Origin of the sequence: uncultured Helicobacter sp. (assembly GCF_937906905.1) — a bacterium.
Lineage (GTDB): Bacteria > Campylobacterota > Campylobacteria > Campylobacterales > Helicobacteraceae > Helicobacter_B.
This window is the reverse complement of the sequence record NZ_CALERY010000012.1, coordinates 16,388-31,517: the sequence shown is the minus strand read 5'-3', so window position 1 is coordinate 31,517 and position 15,130 is coordinate 16,388. Positions and strand designations below refer to the sequence as shown.

15 protein-coding genes, 3 tRNA genes and 1 pseudogene are annotated in these 15,130 nt (G+C 46.8%); 3 read left to right on the top strand and 16 right to left on the bottom strand.

Annotated features, from left to right (window positions below):
* Positions 1-38 precede the first annotated feature (38 nt).
* The 9 genes from mrdA to hslV form a co-directional block, all read right to left on the bottom strand.
* Positions 39-1,829 (bottom strand): penicillin-binding protein 2, encoded by a 1,791-nt coding sequence (mrdA, locus tag Q0171_RS03525; RefSeq protein WP_299326828.1) that lies wholly within the window; start codon positions 1,827-1,829, stop codon positions 39-41.
* A 39-nt stretch (positions 1,830-1,868) separates the two neighbouring features.
* Complete coding sequence (locus tag Q0171_RS03520; RefSeq protein ID WP_299326826.1) at positions 1,869-2,354, bottom strand: hypothetical protein; 486 nt, start codon at positions 2,352-2,354, stop codon at positions 1,869-1,871.
* Between the two features lie 11 nt (positions 2,355-2,365).
* A complete protein-coding gene (gene ispG / locus Q0171_RS03515) occupies positions 2,366-3,508 on the bottom strand; it encodes a flavodoxin-dependent (E)-4-hydroxy-3-methylbut-2-enyl-diphosphate synthase (protein ID WP_299326824.1) in 1,143 nt (380 codons plus the stop codon).
* A 131-nt stretch (positions 3,509-3,639) separates the two neighbouring features.
* The gene (locus tag Q0171_RS03510) at positions 3,640-4,017 is read right to left on the bottom strand and encodes an AzlD domain-containing protein (RefSeq protein WP_299326822.1); all 378 of its coding nucleotides are present in this window, start codon (positions 4,015-4,017) and stop codon (positions 3,640-3,642) included.
* Positions 4,018-4,035: 18 nt separating this feature from the next.
* Entirely contained in the window at positions 4,036-4,746 is a 711-nt protein-coding gene (gene fliP, locus Q0171_RS03505) for a flagellar type III secretion system pore protein FliP (RefSeq protein WP_299326879.1), read from the bottom strand.
* Between the two features lie 88 nt (positions 4,747-4,834).
* Complete coding sequence (locus Q0171_RS03500; RefSeq protein ID WP_299326820.1) at positions 4,835-5,836, bottom strand: L,D-transpeptidase family protein; 1,002 nt, start codon at positions 5,834-5,836, stop codon at positions 4,835-4,837.
* Positions 5,837-5,914: 78 nt separating this feature from the next.
* Positions 5,915-7,663 carry a GTPase Era gene (era, locus tag Q0171_RS03495; protein ID WP_299326818.1) on the bottom strand — a complete coding sequence of 583 codons (1,749 nt, stop codon included), beginning with the start codon at positions 7,661-7,663 and terminating at the stop codon, positions 5,915-5,917.
* Between the two features lie 23 nt (positions 7,664-7,686).
* Positions 7,687-8,997 carry an HslU--HslV peptidase ATPase subunit gene (gene hslU / locus Q0171_RS03490; RefSeq protein ID WP_299326877.1) on the bottom strand — a complete coding sequence of 437 codons (1,311 nt, stop codon included), beginning with the start codon at positions 8,995-8,997 and terminating at the stop codon, positions 7,687-7,689.
* A 19-nt stretch (positions 8,998-9,016) separates the two neighbouring features.
* Positions 9,017-9,568, bottom strand: coding sequence for an ATP-dependent protease subunit HslV (hslV, locus tag Q0171_RS03485; RefSeq protein WP_299326816.1), 552 nt, complete (start codon positions 9,566-9,568; stop codon positions 9,017-9,019).
* Between the two features lie 161 nt (positions 9,569-9,729).
* Between hslV and Q0171_RS03480 the strand changes: the two are divergent.
* Positions 9,730-10,032: pseudogene (locus Q0171_RS03480) on the top strand (PLP-dependent transferase); the annotation flags it as partial.
* Positions 10,033-10,443: 411 nt separating this feature from the next.
* Positions 10,444-10,770, top strand: coding sequence for a homoserine O-succinyltransferase (locus Q0171_RS03475; RefSeq protein WP_317279195.1), 327 nt, complete (start codon positions 10,444-10,446; stop codon positions 10,768-10,770).
* Between the two features lie 213 nt (positions 10,771-10,983).
* On the opposite strand, the gene tilS is transcribed toward Q0171_RS03475, so the two are convergent.
* From tilS to pyrH, 5 genes are all read right to left on the bottom strand, one after another.
* Positions 10,984-12,318 (bottom strand): tRNA lysidine(34) synthetase TilS, encoded by a 1,335-nt coding sequence (gene tilS / locus Q0171_RS03470; RefSeq protein WP_299326814.1) that lies wholly within the window; start codon positions 12,316-12,318, stop codon positions 10,984-10,986.
* A 47-nt stretch (positions 12,319-12,365) separates the two neighbouring features.
* Positions 12,366-12,452 (bottom strand) — tRNA-Leu (locus Q0171_RS03465).
* Positions 12,453-12,457: 5 nt separating this feature from the next.
* A tRNA-Leu gene (locus Q0171_RS03460) sits at positions 12,458-12,542 on the bottom strand.
* A gap of 33 nt (positions 12,543-12,575) precedes the next feature.
* On the bottom strand, positions 12,576-12,941 hold the full coding sequence (locus Q0171_RS03455; RefSeq protein WP_299326812.1) for a F0F1 ATP synthase subunit C: 366 nt from the start codon (positions 12,939-12,941) through the stop codon (positions 12,576-12,578).
* A gap of 107 nt (positions 12,942-13,048) precedes the next feature.
* Positions 13,049-13,762, bottom strand: coding sequence for a UMP kinase (pyrH, locus tag Q0171_RS03450; protein ID WP_299326810.1), 714 nt, complete (start codon positions 13,760-13,762; stop codon positions 13,049-13,051).
* A 282-nt stretch (positions 13,763-14,044) separates the two neighbouring features.
* Here pyrH and Q0171_RS03445 point away from each other — a divergent pair.
* Positions 14,045-14,129: transfer RNA gene (locus tag Q0171_RS03445), tRNA-Leu, on the top strand.
* A 91-nt stretch (positions 14,130-14,220) separates the two neighbouring features.
* On the opposite strand, the gene Q0171_RS03440 is transcribed toward Q0171_RS03445, so the two are convergent.
* Both Q0171_RS03440 and Q0171_RS03435 read right to left on the bottom strand, forming a co-directional pair.
* A complete protein-coding gene (locus Q0171_RS03440) occupies positions 14,221-14,694 on the bottom strand; it encodes a hypothetical protein (RefSeq protein WP_299326808.1) in 474 nt (157 codons plus the stop codon).
* Positions 14,661-15,128 (bottom strand): hypothetical protein, encoded by a 468-nt coding sequence (locus Q0171_RS03435; protein ID WP_299326807.1) that lies wholly within the window; start codon positions 15,126-15,128, stop codon positions 14,661-14,663. Before Q0171_RS03435 ends, Q0171_RS03440 begins: the two co-directional genes overlap by 34 nt.
* Positions 15,129-15,130 lie beyond the last annotated feature (2 nt).

Genomic DNA, 15,130 nt, shown 5'->3' with positions numbered 1-15,130 from the left:
CCCCAACAGCCCAGAATCTATGCCCGATATTTCCCAAGCTACTTGATATAGCCAAGCTTATAAAGCTCATTTGCCAAGCGCACCATGATAGGTCCAGCATTCCCGCCGCTCTGCCCATGCTCTATAAGAATCGTAATAGCATATTGGGGATTATGCGCTGGGACAAACCCTGTCATCCAGCCATGTGAGCGGTGAAAGTAGGCTAGCTCGCTTTCTTTGATCCGCTTTTTGACCTCTTGGGGGATAGAGGTTACTTGCGCGGTGCCTGTTTTGCACGCGATTTTGACTTTGGCGCCATACACGCGGCGCGTGCCAGTGCCACCTTGTGCGTTGCACGCTTCAATCATGCCCTTTTGGATAGCAGGGAGTTTGGATTTTTGAAAAGCATTTAGCACATCTTCTGGCTCGACAATATTGTCATCATCGTTTTGTTTTTTAAGAAAATGTGGCGTGGGAAGCTTGCCAGAAGCTAGTAATGCAGTGTAGCGCGCGATTTGCATAGGCGTGGCGAGAAAATACCCCTGCCCAATAGATGCTTGCACCGTGTCGCCCACATACCAAGTGCGCCCATAGCGCCGTGCTTTCCAATCTGGTGTAGGCAAAATCCCTGCCGACTCCCCAGGAAAATCCACGCCGGTTTTCATACCAAAGCCCATAGTCTCTAGCACATCGGTCATGTTTTCAATCCCTACTACTTGGGAGAGTTTGTAGAAATACACATCTACAGATTCTCGCAGAGCTTTAAACATATCCGAGCTGCCATGTCCGCCCACTTTCCAGTCGCGGAACTGCCATTCGCCGATTTTCACAGAATATGGCGTGTCGATTTTGGTAAATTCATTGACATTGCCATACTCCAAAATCGCCATTGCCACGCCCATTTTGATAACAGAGCCTGGCGGGTATTGACCATTGATGAAACGATTGATAAGCGGAGTGTGGGGGCTATCAGTCAGCGCAGTCCATTTAGGCACGCTAATCCCGCCCACAAAGTCATTGAGATTATACTCCGGGTAGCTGCCAGCTGCTAAAATCTCCCCGCTATGCACATCAAGCACCACCACCGCACCATTTTGCTCGAAGTATTCTTCATCGACTGCGCGCTGAAGCCTAGCATCGATTGTTAGCGTGATGTTGTTTTGCGTTTGTGGGGAAAATTCCTCTGCTTCGGCGACACGCTGATTGTAGGCATTGACGATACTTTTTCGGTAGCCTAGCTGACCTTGCAGAATCGCATTATAATGGCGCTCAATCCCCTCTTTGCCGATAATTGCAGTGTATTTGCTCACAGGGTCATAAAACACATCATTTTTATCCGCCACGCCCACATAGCCGATGATATGCGCAGCCAGAGAGTCATTAGGGTAGAATCTACGAAATGTCGGGCGCACCTGGATATTGTCATCTTGTATAAGCGTAGCGTAGGCTGGCTGGATATCGTGATTTTGGACATAATCGATAACCTTGATAGGGTCGTGGTTGTAGGAGGAGTCTTGCTTGGTATAGGTTTGCATAAGGTCATCAAAGTTTTGATTTGGGAGATATGTAACAATTTTGCTAATGGCATTATTAAGGTCGGTGGCATTGAGTGCTGGCTCTAAATACACGCTAAAAAACAGCTCATTTACTGCTAAAGGCTCGCCATTCCTATCAAATATGAGTCCGCGTGCTGGAACGAGCACTTCTTGCTTGGAGATATTGCGCTTGGCGATTTTGTCATAGTGATCATGGCGCTGGATTGTGATGACAAAAATCCGCAATATCAGCACGATCCACACTAGCACAAACACCAAGATTGTGATTTTGTAGGGGATATTGATATTTTTCATGCTGGTGTTTTAGATCTATATTGAGAATTCGGGCGGATTCTAGTATTTGAGCTTCTCATAAAACAGCCCCACAAACGACTCACACAAAAAATACACGACAAAAATCCCATGCAGCTTAAAGCCAAGCCCCGAGCCAAACATATCAAACACATAGAGCACAAGGAAATATGCCGCATACAACACGCCCACATACCAGAAGACAAAAAGCACATTATGCCCAAAGATGAGATTAAATTTCTCTGTGATGATATAGCGCACGACAAGGAATACAATCCCAAGAACCCCTACTGGCAGCTGGTTTTGCACCTCAAAGATGACAAGACACACCAAAATCCCGATAACACTTGTGGTGTTTTTTTTCTGATACATATCCATAAACAAAATAAACAATAGCCCAATCATAGGTGGCAGGACAAGAAAAATACGATTAAACACGCTCCAGAGAAAAAACACAGCGCATAGGAGCGTAGCTTTGGCGATTTCTTTGTAGTTGTTGTTTTGCTTTAGCTCATTTACAAAGCGCATGAGATTTGGTCCTAGGATTCTGCACTGCGCTCTTGCGCCATTTGCTCCACTTCTGCGACAAAGGATTCTAAAAGCTTAGATTCTGGGAGCTTGCGTAGGACTTCGCCCTCTTTAATGATCATTCCAGACTTATGCCCAAAGGCTATGGCAATATCTGCGTGCTTTGCTTCTCCTAGCGCATTGACCGCACAGCCCATAACGCTCACTTGCAGCGGCGTTGTGATATGGCTTAGTCGCTTCTCCACTTCTTTGACCATACTGACCAAATCCGCCTGTATGCGCCCACAAGTAGGGCAGGAGATGATAGTGATACCTTGCTTCTGCCGCCCACTATATCGCAAAATCGCGCGCGCAAGGGCGATTTCTTGCTCTAGCTCGCCGGTGATTGAGCAGCGCATAGTATCGCCAATGCCCTCCATAAGCAGCCCCCCAAGTGCCATAGAGGACTTAATCGTGGAGTGAAACATCGTCCCTGCTTCTGTAACGCCTAGATGAAAGGGGTATGCCACAAGTGGGCGTAGCATTCTATATGCTGCCATTGTGCGCTCCACATCGCTGGCTTTGAGCGAGACTTTGAGGTTTGTGAAGCCAAAATCCTCTAAAAGCTTGATATTGTATAAAGCGGATTCTACCATTCCCTTTGGGGTCGCGCCATACTTCTCATCAAACTGCTTCTCCAAACTGCCGCCATTAACACCTATGCGGATAGGGAGATTGCGCGCATTGCACGCCTCTGCTACGGCTTTGATCTTATCCTTTGAGCCGATGTTGCCCGGATTTATGCGGATACAATCCACCGACTCTGCGGCGATAAGCGCGTATTCATAGCGGAAGTGTATATCAGCTACGAGTGGGAGGGGGGAGATAGCGCGCAAGTCTTTAAGCGCGTGGGCGTCTTTGAGATCGCTTACTGCCACACGCACGATGTCCGCTCCTGCTAGAGCGAGCCTGTCAAGCTGCTCTTTTGTAGCTTGTATGTCCTTAGTCTTGGTAAATGTCATACTCTGCACAGATATAGGCGCATCGCCGCCGATGGCGACATTACCTACTAGAATCTGCTTTGTTTTGTGGCGGGGTGGGAGTGTGGGAGAAAGCGCGCTTGAAGCAAGTGTATTTGAGATAACCGGATTAGAAGAATCTATTTGTGCTGACATGGAGATGTGTCCTTGAGTGATATTGCAGAATCTGGCTTTGTGGGGGCTATTATAGCAGACTTTGTTTAGATTCTGGCGCTAGAAACCTTATAAGCAAGCTCTTAAGAATCCTTACAAATGCACGCCAGAATCTAACCCAGCAAAAGCGACTCTATGATCCCTGTCTGCACAAGCCAAGCATAGCCAAGTGTTCCGCCAATCACTGCTAGCACCCCCACCCTACTGATAAGATAAATCGCGCTAGTGATAAAAAATCCTACTAGTTCATTTAGCCCAAAGGGTGAGTGCGTGAAATCCGTGCTTGCGAAGCAATATACCACCAGCATGCCAATAAGAGCTGGGGGCAGCAAAGAACCAAGCGTGATGATAAAGCGCGGAATCGAGCGTCTGGCAAATACCACAAATGGCGCAAACCTCGTAAAAATGGTGGTAAGAAAGACAACAAAAAGTATCAGCACGCTATGGATAATGCCCTGGTGCTCTGCGTAAAATCCTTGCAGTATATTCATGTATGCCCTACTTGCACACTACTTGAAGCCCTGCACAAGCGAGCCGATGAGCAAATTAAATCCATCTACCAAGATAAACACTAAAATCTTAAAGGGCAGTGAAATCATCACAGGTGGGACCATCATCATACCCATCGCCATAAGAATCGAGCTCACCACCATATCAATCACCAAAAACGGCAGATAGAGCAAAAAGCCTATCATAAATGCAGTTTTTAGCTCGCTAATCATAAACGCCGGAATCGCAATAGTAAGCGGCACATCGGCGGTGGTTTGGGGATTAGGCAAGTTTCTAATGCGATAGAACAATGCCAAATCTTTCTCGCGCGTGTTTTTAAGCATGAATTTCTTAAATGGTGCAACCGATCGTTCAAATGCCTCTTCATAGCCAATTTGCTCTGCGACATACGGCTTGACCCCTGCTTGCCACGCTTCTTTCCCAATGGGCTCCATAATAAAAAATGTCAAAACCAACGCCAAAGACACTAGAATCTGTGTGGGCGGAGATTGCTGCGTGCCAAGCGCTGTGCGCAGGAATGAAAACACAATAATAAGCCGCATAAAGCTTGTCATCACAAGCACAAGCGAAGGTGCTAGAATCAGTAGCGTTAAAACAACAACGACATTAAGCGAAGTTACAAGCTGCTGGGGCGTATCAGGCGCGCTTAGAGAGAGATTGATCGTGGGGATCGTGGGCGCAGCGCCAAGCACACAAACCGCGCCAAGCATTACGCAAGCCGAGATAAACGCCTTAGTGCCAGCGCCAACTCTCATTTTAGTTTTCATGGTTTGCACCCCACACGCCCCCACTCAATCCTTATTGCTCACTTACTATACGCATATCGCCATTTTCATAAATGACATAGAGAATCTTATAGCTACTTGATGTATAGCTGGACTTGCCATTTTTATATGCACGATAGTCCTGCGTGAAGCTTATACGAAACATCTGCCTATGCTCTTCGTTAGGGTAAGGCACGACACTAATATCACTAAAATTTATGACTTTTTCTTCGTTTTTAGCAAAAACCTGACGCTTATAAGATGCAAATGCGTTATATTTCATGCCATTAGGGCGTGCAAACTCACGCGAGTAAAACCCCAAATATCTCTCTAAATCATTTGCCAGCCACGCTGCGCGCCAGCCATAGAGCTGCGCGAGAATCTGGGCAAGCTCATCTTTGCTTGGTTTGTGGATTTTTTGCTCATAGGAGATAAGGAGTGCTTGTCTATAATCCACCAGCTTGCCAAAATCACTTAAGACATTATTATCAATGGCAATACAACCCTTAGTATTGAGCTCCTCACGATTGCCATCAAGCGGGAGTCCATGGATCCAGATTCCATACCCTGTTTTTTTGAGCGATCTATCGTAGTTATTAGGATAGTCAGTCGTGTAAGCAAGCGGACCATAGTAGGGCGGTAGTTTGGTGAGCTTATCTGTAAAATCATACACACCAATTGGCGTAGTAAGATCGCCAGAGAGTCGCTTGTTGCCCTTGCCTTTACCTACGAGCGCGGAGACTTCTTTGACTAATTCAAGCTTGCCATTTGGGGAGATAGTGTAGAGCATGAGATTAGGCAAGCTCTTATCCGAAATAAAAAGATACTTATACCTCTCGAAATAGCCATACTCCGTGTCGCGCTCTTGCAGAATCTGCAGCCAAAACGCTTTGTCTTGAAGATATGTATCAAGTAGCTTGGCGGTGTTTTGTAAGCCTGTGGTGCGGTATGTCTGGATAATTTTCGCAGTCTCTGCATCAAACCCATGCAGCATGCAGCAACTAAATGCCGCAATTACAAAACGCCAGATTCTCATACATTTCCCTTATCTTAGAATCTATTTCCCTTGCGCTCCCGCGATGTAGTGCGGATTTTCGCAGGATTTGAGCTGGATTTAGAGCTGCAAATTATACCCAAAAGTCTTAAGATTATTTGCGTTTTTTGCCCACTCTCTATCGACAACCACCTGCAAATCCAAAAACACCTGCTCGCCCAAAATCCGCTCGATACTCATGCGCGCTTTAGCACCAATTCTGCGAAGCGTTGCCCCACCTTGACCGATGATGATTTTTTTTTGCGAGGGCTTTAGGACATAGATTTTCGCACTAATGTATGTGATCTCCCCACCGCTACGCTTAGGCTTGCGTGTGAATTGCGTTACAAGCACATCGCTCTCATAAGGGATCTCATCGCTTAGATTTTCAAAGATACTTTGACGCACCATTTCTCTAGCGATTTCACGCATTGTGTGGGTTGTTATATCTTCTTCATCAAAAAGCGCAGGAGAGTGTGGCAGTAGCGCAGATATGGATTCTAGTAGCTCTGTAATATTGCGCGATTTTTTTACACTTATGGGAATGAGTGCGCTAAATTTATCGCTAAACTTCGCATATTTTCCAAGCACTTCTAGGAGCTTTGCAGGTGGGAGCATATCGATTTTGTTGATGACAAGAATATGCTTGCGGTGCAAGTCTTGCTCATAGAATAGCTCTAAAAACTCTTCATACTGCTTTGTATCATCAAAGGCTGATGCCATAAACACGCACACATCGCAATCTCGCATAGTCTTTAGCGCAGCTTCTAGCATAAATTGATTAAGAAGCTTTTCGCGCTTATGGAGTCCGGGCGTATCGACAAAAACAAGCTGGCAAGCAGTCTTATCTCTTGTGGTGTAGGGGATAATAAAGCGCATAGTATTACGCGTAGCATTTGCCTTGTGTGAGATCAGAGCTAAATGCTCGCCTGCTAGCAAATTTAGCAAGCTAGATTTCCCAGCATTAGGTCGCCCCACCACGCTGACAAACCCAGCTCGCGTAACCCTAGATTCTAGCTCCTGTGTAGCTCCTACACTAGAATCCTCGTTTTTGCTAATGCCGTGTTTGTCGTCATTGCGAGCGGTGCTTGTGTAGGCGTTGTTTTCTCCGTCATTGCGAGCAAGCGCGGTAGCGGTTGCGTGGCAAAGCGTAGCTTCTTTAGAAAACAAGCGACAGCGGTGCAAGGCGAAGCCGAAGCAGGTTTCTTTAGAAAACAAGGGATACCGCTCGGCGTTAGCCGATGTTTCTTTAGAATCCATAGTTTCTGCGCTAGCAGAATGTATCTTTTCAATCACGCCGCAAGGCGCAGCCGCTTCTCGCCCGATTCGTGGTGCGCGAGTGCGGAAGTAAGGCGGGCAGTAGTGTCCCGCCACCGCGCGAGTGCTAGAATCGGGAGTGCGAGGCTTCCCCCTTGATTGCAAAAAGAAAAAGCGGTCGCTTTTTCTTTTTGGGTTAAGGGGGACGGGAGGGGGATAAACCTTTTTCTTTTTGCGGATAAGGCAGAGCAAGCTTTTTGCGATAGATAGAGCTGAATCGTAGATGAAATTGGCGCGATTTTCACATACACTAGAATCCACTTTTTGATTATGGATCGCCACGACTTCCTTGCGGAAATCTCGCGATGATAATGAAAGGGCGTTATCCCTAGAATCCACTTTTTGCGTTTTGTTAGCATTATTTTCAAACGAGGATTCTAGGGTTTGTGGCTGTGTTTGAGTGGATTGCCACGCTTTGTCTTGTGCCAAAGCTCGCAATGACGATGAAAGGTTAGCGACCTTAGCGGTCGTGCCTTTCACAATTTTTGCAACACTGCCGCATTGCCTACCCAAAGCCCAATCCATAGAGCAGCACTTCATAAAATATAGCGCGACATATCGGCATTGCTCACTACATCGCCTAGCTTTTGCTCTACAAGCTCTTTGGTAATCGTGGCTCTGCCCCCAGCATACTCCTGCGCGCTAAAGCTTATGTCTTCTAGCACGCGCTCTATAATCGTATGCAGCCGCCTTGCGCCGATGTCCTCTGTCTTTTGATTTGCCACATAGGCAAAATGCGCTAACGCACGCAAGGCTTCTTCTTCAAACACCAGCTCCACGCCCTCTACGCTAAGTAGGTGAATGTATTGCGTGATGAGAGAATTGCGCGTTTGCGTAAGGATCGCATACATCGCCTCTTCGCTTAAATTATCTAGCTCCACACGGATAGGGAATCGCCCTTGGAGTTCAGGGATAAGATCACTTGGCTTGCTTAGGTGAAACGCCCCTGCTGCGACAAAGAGTATATAATCAGTGCGGATTGTGCCGTATTTTGTGCTAATTGTGCTGCCCTCGATAATTGGCAGCAAATCGCGCTGCACGCCCTCTTTGCTAGGATCTAGGCGAGAGTCTTTGGTGCTTGTGGCGATTTTATCAATCTCATCGATAAACACCACCCCACTCTCTTCTGCCCTGCGCACTCCCTCTGCTTGGATCGCCTCCATATCAAGCACACTCTCACGCGCTTCTTGGAGCAGGGCTAGCTTGGCTTCCTTGACACTTAGAGACTTTTTGACCTTTTCTTCGCGCTGCAAGACTTTGATGATAGACTCCTGCACCCTAGCAATATCTGGGGGCATACCATTATCTAGCGATTCTGCTCTTTTTTCTATCTCTACATCGATTTGCAAATGATCTACTTCGCCATTTTGCACCCTTTGGCGCATTTTCTCTAGGCTTTGCTCATAGTCTCTCTTTTTCTCATCGCTCACGCCCTTTGGCAGTGGGGGCAGAAGTAGGCGCGAGATTTTATCTGTGATATATGTTTCTATGGCTTCTTGGCTTTTTTGCTGGGATTCTTGCTGCGTAAGCGCGATAGAGGCATTGACTAGATCGCGTATCATCGACTCCACATCGCGCCCCACAAAGCCTACTTCTGTATATTTGCTCGCTTCGACCTTGATAAAGGGCAGCCCCATAATTCTCGCCATTCTGCGTGCGATTTCTGTTTTGCCCACGCCTGTGGAGCCTATCATTAAGATATTTTTGGGCGTGATTTCTTCTTGCACTTCTTTGGGCAGCTGCATTCTGCGGTAGCGATTGCGCAAGGCTAATGCTATGGCACGCTTGGCATCATCTTGCCCGATGATATAGTCATTAAGAAACTCCACAATCTCCGCTGGGCTCATACTTGCTCTACTTTGCTGCTTATCCATTATCAAGCTCCAAGATTGAGATATTGGTATTGGTATAGATACATAGCTCCCCAGCGATTTGTAATGAGTGCTCCACAAGCTCCCTTGGTGCTATGCTAGAATGCCTGTCCAACGCCCTAGCCGCGCTTAGCGCGTAGCTCCCCCCACTGCCAATGGCGGCGATCTTGCCATCTTCTGGCTCTAGCACATCGCCTGTCCCACTTAGGATAAAAATATGCTCTGTATTTAGCACAATCATCATCGCTTCAAGCTTGCGCAGATACTTATCACTACGCCACTGCTTGGCAAACTCCAGCACTGATCGCATTAAATCCCCCTTTCTCCCCTCTAAAATCCGCTCAAACGACTCAAATAAGCTAAACGCATCAGCAGTGCTTCCAGCAAACCCGCTTAAAATCTGCCCATTATAAAGCGTGCGGATTTTTTTGGCATTGCCCTTCATCACGCAGTTGCCAAAGCTCACCTGCCCATCTCCGCCGATGACTGCCACGCTCTTACCTTGATATACGCCCTTGTATGCAAGCATGGTTGTCGCTTCAAACATTCCCTAATCCTTGAGCTAATTCTTTTAGATTCCACCTAAGCCAGCAAGCCAGAGTTAAGCTAGTAAGCTAGAATCTAGCCCCTTAAGCAAAGCCCGAGATTGTAGCATAAAAAGCCCATAGATTCTAGCGCGCCACTGCTAGCACCAAAAGCCTAGAATCTAGCCCCTACTATGAGCGATTTAAGCAGTATTTCACAAGTGGCTATGCGAGTGGGCTTTTTAGCTTTGAGCTAGAGAGCTATGAGAAGGCTAAGGCATTGTGCGATAGGCTAAAGCTCTTTTGTATCAGCGCAAATATCGGCGATGCCAAATCACTTGTGATCCACCCCGCTTCTACCACACATTTCCAGCTCTCCCAAAGCGAGCTGCTATCGGCTGGGATTTCACCTGCGTGTGTGCGTGTGTCGGTGGGGCTTGAAGATAGCGCGGATCTAATAGCCGACCTAGCGCAGGCGTTAAAGTAAAATTAAGATTCAGCTTTGGGTAGGCAATGCGATTGATTACGCGATTTTTAGGGCAACCACAGACCTCTAGTCTAGCTCTACCCTAAAAATCGCGTAAAGCAACCACAGCCCCACCGCAATGCTTAGAATCTTTTTGAAAGAAAGCAGCTTTTCTTGTCATTGCGAGCCGCGCAAGGAGATAAAACTTGGAGGTCTATCGAGCGGCGATGAAATCCCCAATTTATCGCGCAAAGCCGAATCCACCAACCCAAAACTAAAACTAAGGAGACCCCTATGCCAATCATTATCCCCAAAACCATCCCCGCATTTAGCACCTTGCAGGTGCGTATCACACTGCTAGCCACGCAGAGCTACATCGGCAAAACACCCCCCAATCCCACCTAGAGAGATTCTACAAATTACTTTAGCGAGATTGCGCATAATCGCTTTGATGGCGCGATTACACAGGCGCAGGGGCTATCTGTGCTTCTAGCAGGGGAGCAAAGTGGGGCTACAATGCTTAAAGATAGCAAAGATGTCTTTATCCTAGGGCATCCAGAATATGCCAGAGACACGCTCGACAAAGAATATAAGCGCGATCAAGCAAGCGGACTTAGCACGCCTAAGCCTGTGGGGTATTACGCGCCAAATGGGGAGATTATGTTTCAATGGCGATCAAGTGCGAGTGTGATCTTTAGTAATTGGCTAAATCTCGTCTATCAAGACACGCCATTTTTGCTCAAAAATCATTCACAATAAAGCAAAGCACGCCCGAAAGCCACAAACGCTGCTTTGATTTTTTATCATGGTTTTATGGAGAACTTTTATTATTCTTGTATTTTTTATCACTACAATCAAAGGGCTTTTAAGCCTATGCAGTAAATTTCTTTACAAGGATTTTATGAATCATGCACAATACAAACGCGGGTATTTTATGCCCACGGATTCTAACAAGTTAGATTCTAAGCCCTATCACACAGGATTACCTCGTGCGCTGGATTCTAGCGCGATAAACTCCTGCTCTACGCGTGCAAGAATCTCCTCCATAGCGCAAGCCAGACTACGATCTGTGCCAGCACACTCACGCATGCTTATACCATAGAGAATTGGGCGTAGGCGCGGGGGGACAGCATGCTTGCGACAAAGCTCTTTAATATGTTTGGGCATAGGCTGGCTAGGCGGGAGGGTTAGCCCAGGGACTTCAGTAGGAAGTAGATTCTGTGCGATGATGAGAATCCGCAGGCTAGGGGTGCTGGATTCTGCCACACTGGATTCTAGTGCGGCAGAATCTGCGACGGATAATTCGACACACAAGGCAGCGGGACACGGCTCGATATAAAATGCACGAACGCTAGTGCGAAACTCGCAAGAGAAATGCGCACGCAAAATCTCTTCGCGCTGCTTGCGTGATAAGACATAGCCACAGGTCTTTAGCGCAGTGGCTATGTGATGGAGGGCTTGGAGCTTGCTAAAAGCACTCACACAAATAAGTCTTGCACCAGAATCTATGGATTCTTTGGGTGGCGGAAGCGTGCTAGAGCCGGGCTGCTTTGGCGACTTGATGTGCTTTAAGGGTGTGGTGGAGTATGGGGGGCTAGATGGTTGTGTAGGCTCTAGGTGTGCTGCTACAATCCTAAATCCTCCTTGATAGAGCTCATCGCGTTCAGCAGCAAGGAGTTTGAGACTCTCTTGCAAGCCTTTGTGATAGTGCTTGATAAATACATTAGCGAGATGATGACGGATAAAATTGCGCTCGTAAGCGGTGTCATTATTGCTACTATCGGTGAAAAATTGCAAGCTATTTTGATCGCAATAAGCTAGAATCTCCTCTTTGCGCGCCCAAAGCAATGGACGAATGATAGGATACGGAGCAGCATGAGTGGGGTAATACCAGCCAATCTCATCAAACCCAAGCAAGCCTGCAAGCCCGCTTCCTTTGCCAAGCCGTAGTAGTAGCCACTCGATTCTGTCGTTTAAATGATGAGCTAAAATCAAGCCATCATAGCCATGCGTAGCAATGAGCGAGCTGAAAAACTTATAACGAAAGTCGCGCGCATTTGCTTCAAAATTGCTTGCAAAAGTCGGGGATTTCACGCTGAAGCAGCGCTTGTGATGGGATTTAGCCAATGTGTGTGCGGAGACAATTTCCTCAACACTCTCTGGGCGCACACCATAATCAACAATAGCAATGTCAAACTCTACATGAGATTCCAGTAGAAGAAAGAAAAGTGCTAGAGAATCCGCCCCACCAGAGAATCCAAGCAAATACTTCCCCTGTGCTAAAAACGGCATACAAGCTAGCTGCATGGTAATTCTTCATCGAGAGTTTGAATAAATATAGAAAGTGATGTGTGTGGTGCCGAAGGTCGGACTTGAACCGACACAAGGTTGCCCTTACTAGATTTTGAGTCTAGCGCGTCTACCAGTTTCACCACTTCGGCATATATGGTGCGCTGAGCGAGACTTGAACTCGCACGGGTCGCCCCGCCACCCCCTCAAGATGGTGTGTCTACCAATTCCACCACCAGCGCATATCCCGCACAAGGCGGGAGAAGAGAATCTAGCTAACCAAGAAGCGCTTTGAAAGCTTCTACAATGATTTTAGATTCTGGCAGGAATGGATTCCCATAAATAGCGATAATCGCAAAAACAAGTGTATAAATAACTTGCGCTTCGATAAGTGCTAGTGCGATAAACATTGTCCCAAGGAGCTTTCCGCCGATTCCTGGATTTCGTGCAGTCCCAGAGATAGTCGCAGCAGCAGCATTTCCCATACCGATAGCTCCACCAAGAGCGGCAATCCCTAATCCAATAACACCGCCAGCCACAGATAGAGCAAGCAGCAAAGACAGATCGCTACCACTAAATACACTCTCTCCAGCAAACGCAAACGCCACAAAACCAAAACACAATACAAGCAATGCTTTCATTTGTTCTCCTTAGGTATTACTATCTGCTATCTTTCGGATCTCTCCCCTACTCGTATAGGCAAATGAGCGCGCATTATGGCAGATGATAGCTAAAAAATTCCTAAAACCTAACGCACCACCGAGAATACACCTTTGCCATCGCGCACAATATCTAGGAGATTTCCTGCTTTAAACATATTGCACACAATGATTGGCAGGCGATTATCTTTAGCTAGGGCGATTGCTGTGTCGTCCATCACTTTGATATTCTCCGCCAATGCCGCGTCATAAGAAATAGTATCAAGCCGCTTGGCATCGGCGTATTTCTTAGGGTCTTTGTCATACACGCCATCGACTTTTGTAGCCTTAATCACATAGTCCGCACCAATCTCTACCGCGCGAAGTGTAGCTGTCGTATCTGTGGTGAAAAATGGATTCCCAGTCCCTGCGGCAAAAATCACCACGCGCCCCTTTTCTAAATGCCGAATAGCGCGGCGGTAAATATAGCTCTCGCAAATTTCTTTAATCTCAATCGCGCTTTGCACTCGCACATCAACGCCGCTATGCTCTAGGGCTTCTTGCATAGCCACAGCATTGATCACTGTGGCTAGCATACCCATATAATCCCCACTTGTGCGGCGGATCACCCCACCTTGCGCCGCACTTACTCCGCGGATAATATTCCCCCCGCCAATGACAATGCCCACTTCTATATCCGCTTCTAGTAGCGAAGCGATTTCCTCTGCGATGTAGCTAAGAATCTTTGGCTCTATACCAAAGCCATTTTCCCCAGCAAGTGCCTCCCCAGAAAACTTCACCAAAACGCGCTTTTTCTTCTCCATAGATGATCCTTTCAAATTTTCGGGGATTATAGAATCTCACGCATAAGAAAAAGATAAAATCCGCGCTTTGACTCAAGCTTGCGCTTATGTGGCATTTGAGTTTCCGCGAAATTTGTGGGGCGAGAAGTTTTGATTGGTTAGCCACCTTGTCAAATAAAGCCTAATAAATCACGGAATAGACTCTATCCAGAATCTATTGGCACGGCTTATTTCAGCTGGTTTTAATTTTTACAGATTATAATTTGCGCTTCCAAATAGTTTGTGATTTCTCAAAATTCTAGCGCGGAAGTGGCGAAACTGGCAGACGCACCAGACTTAGGATCTGGCGCCGCAAGGCATGGAGGTTCAAGTCCTCTCTTCCGCACCACTCGTCTTTCTTCCCTGATTGAAAAGCTTTCAAATTTTATAGACAGATTCCGCTAGGCATCGTTATTTCACTTTAAAATCATTAGCGCTTGTTATGGCAGTGTGATTTCTTTTGTGCTACGCAAGATTTGTCCCGTGCGACGATTTAATGCCTCGATATAGAGAAATGCCTGCTTCCCCACAATTTCAAACCCTCCAACATAGCCAGAATCCAGCGTAAAATCTAGCGCCAAAAGCCTTGGGTCATCGCGGCAGATTCTGGCTGCTTGCTCAAGGGAGTGCAAGTAAAGCTGGGATTGGAATCTAATATGTGCATTAACAATCCTATCAAGCGTTATGGCTGTGTTTGCGCGAAACTGCATGATAAAAAATGTAATAAGTAGCAAAAACATCATCGCATACAAAAGCGCATAGGCGGCTCTGGTGCCAGGAGGCGAGGATTGTATGCTAACAGGGCGTGTAAAGTCCAAAATCCCAGAATCCGCTTTCACACAATCTACCCTAGAATCTAGGGCTTTAGATTCTAGTGGCATTATGAACGCAGCCAGCCAACACGATTGACGCATATTGGAGTTTTAGCACTGGCAAAGCTCGCGCACAAATCCACGCTAAATGCCTGCGCAGAAGTCATTTGAGCAGGAAGCAAGCGCACTTGGAAGTTTGTGATATTCTCAGCAAGCATTACTCCATCAAGCAGTAGCGTAGAGTGCTGGAGCACGATACTATGAGTAGGGAGCTGTAACGAAAAATCCACAAACTGGAAGCTAGATTCTACCTCGAGGTAATTCCGCACGATATCAGCAGCATTTGCTAGCGAAATCTGGGCTAAGGTCTGGCTGCTTTTGGCATTATGCTGCTTGTGGAGCGAGAGGGTTAGCTTCATAAGTGCAATGGCAATAGTTGAAATAATAACAATGCTAAAGACAAACTCAAGCAAAACAAAACCACTGCGACAGGCTAGGCTCTGGGAATCTGGGAGATGAGAGAGGCTATGTGGCATGC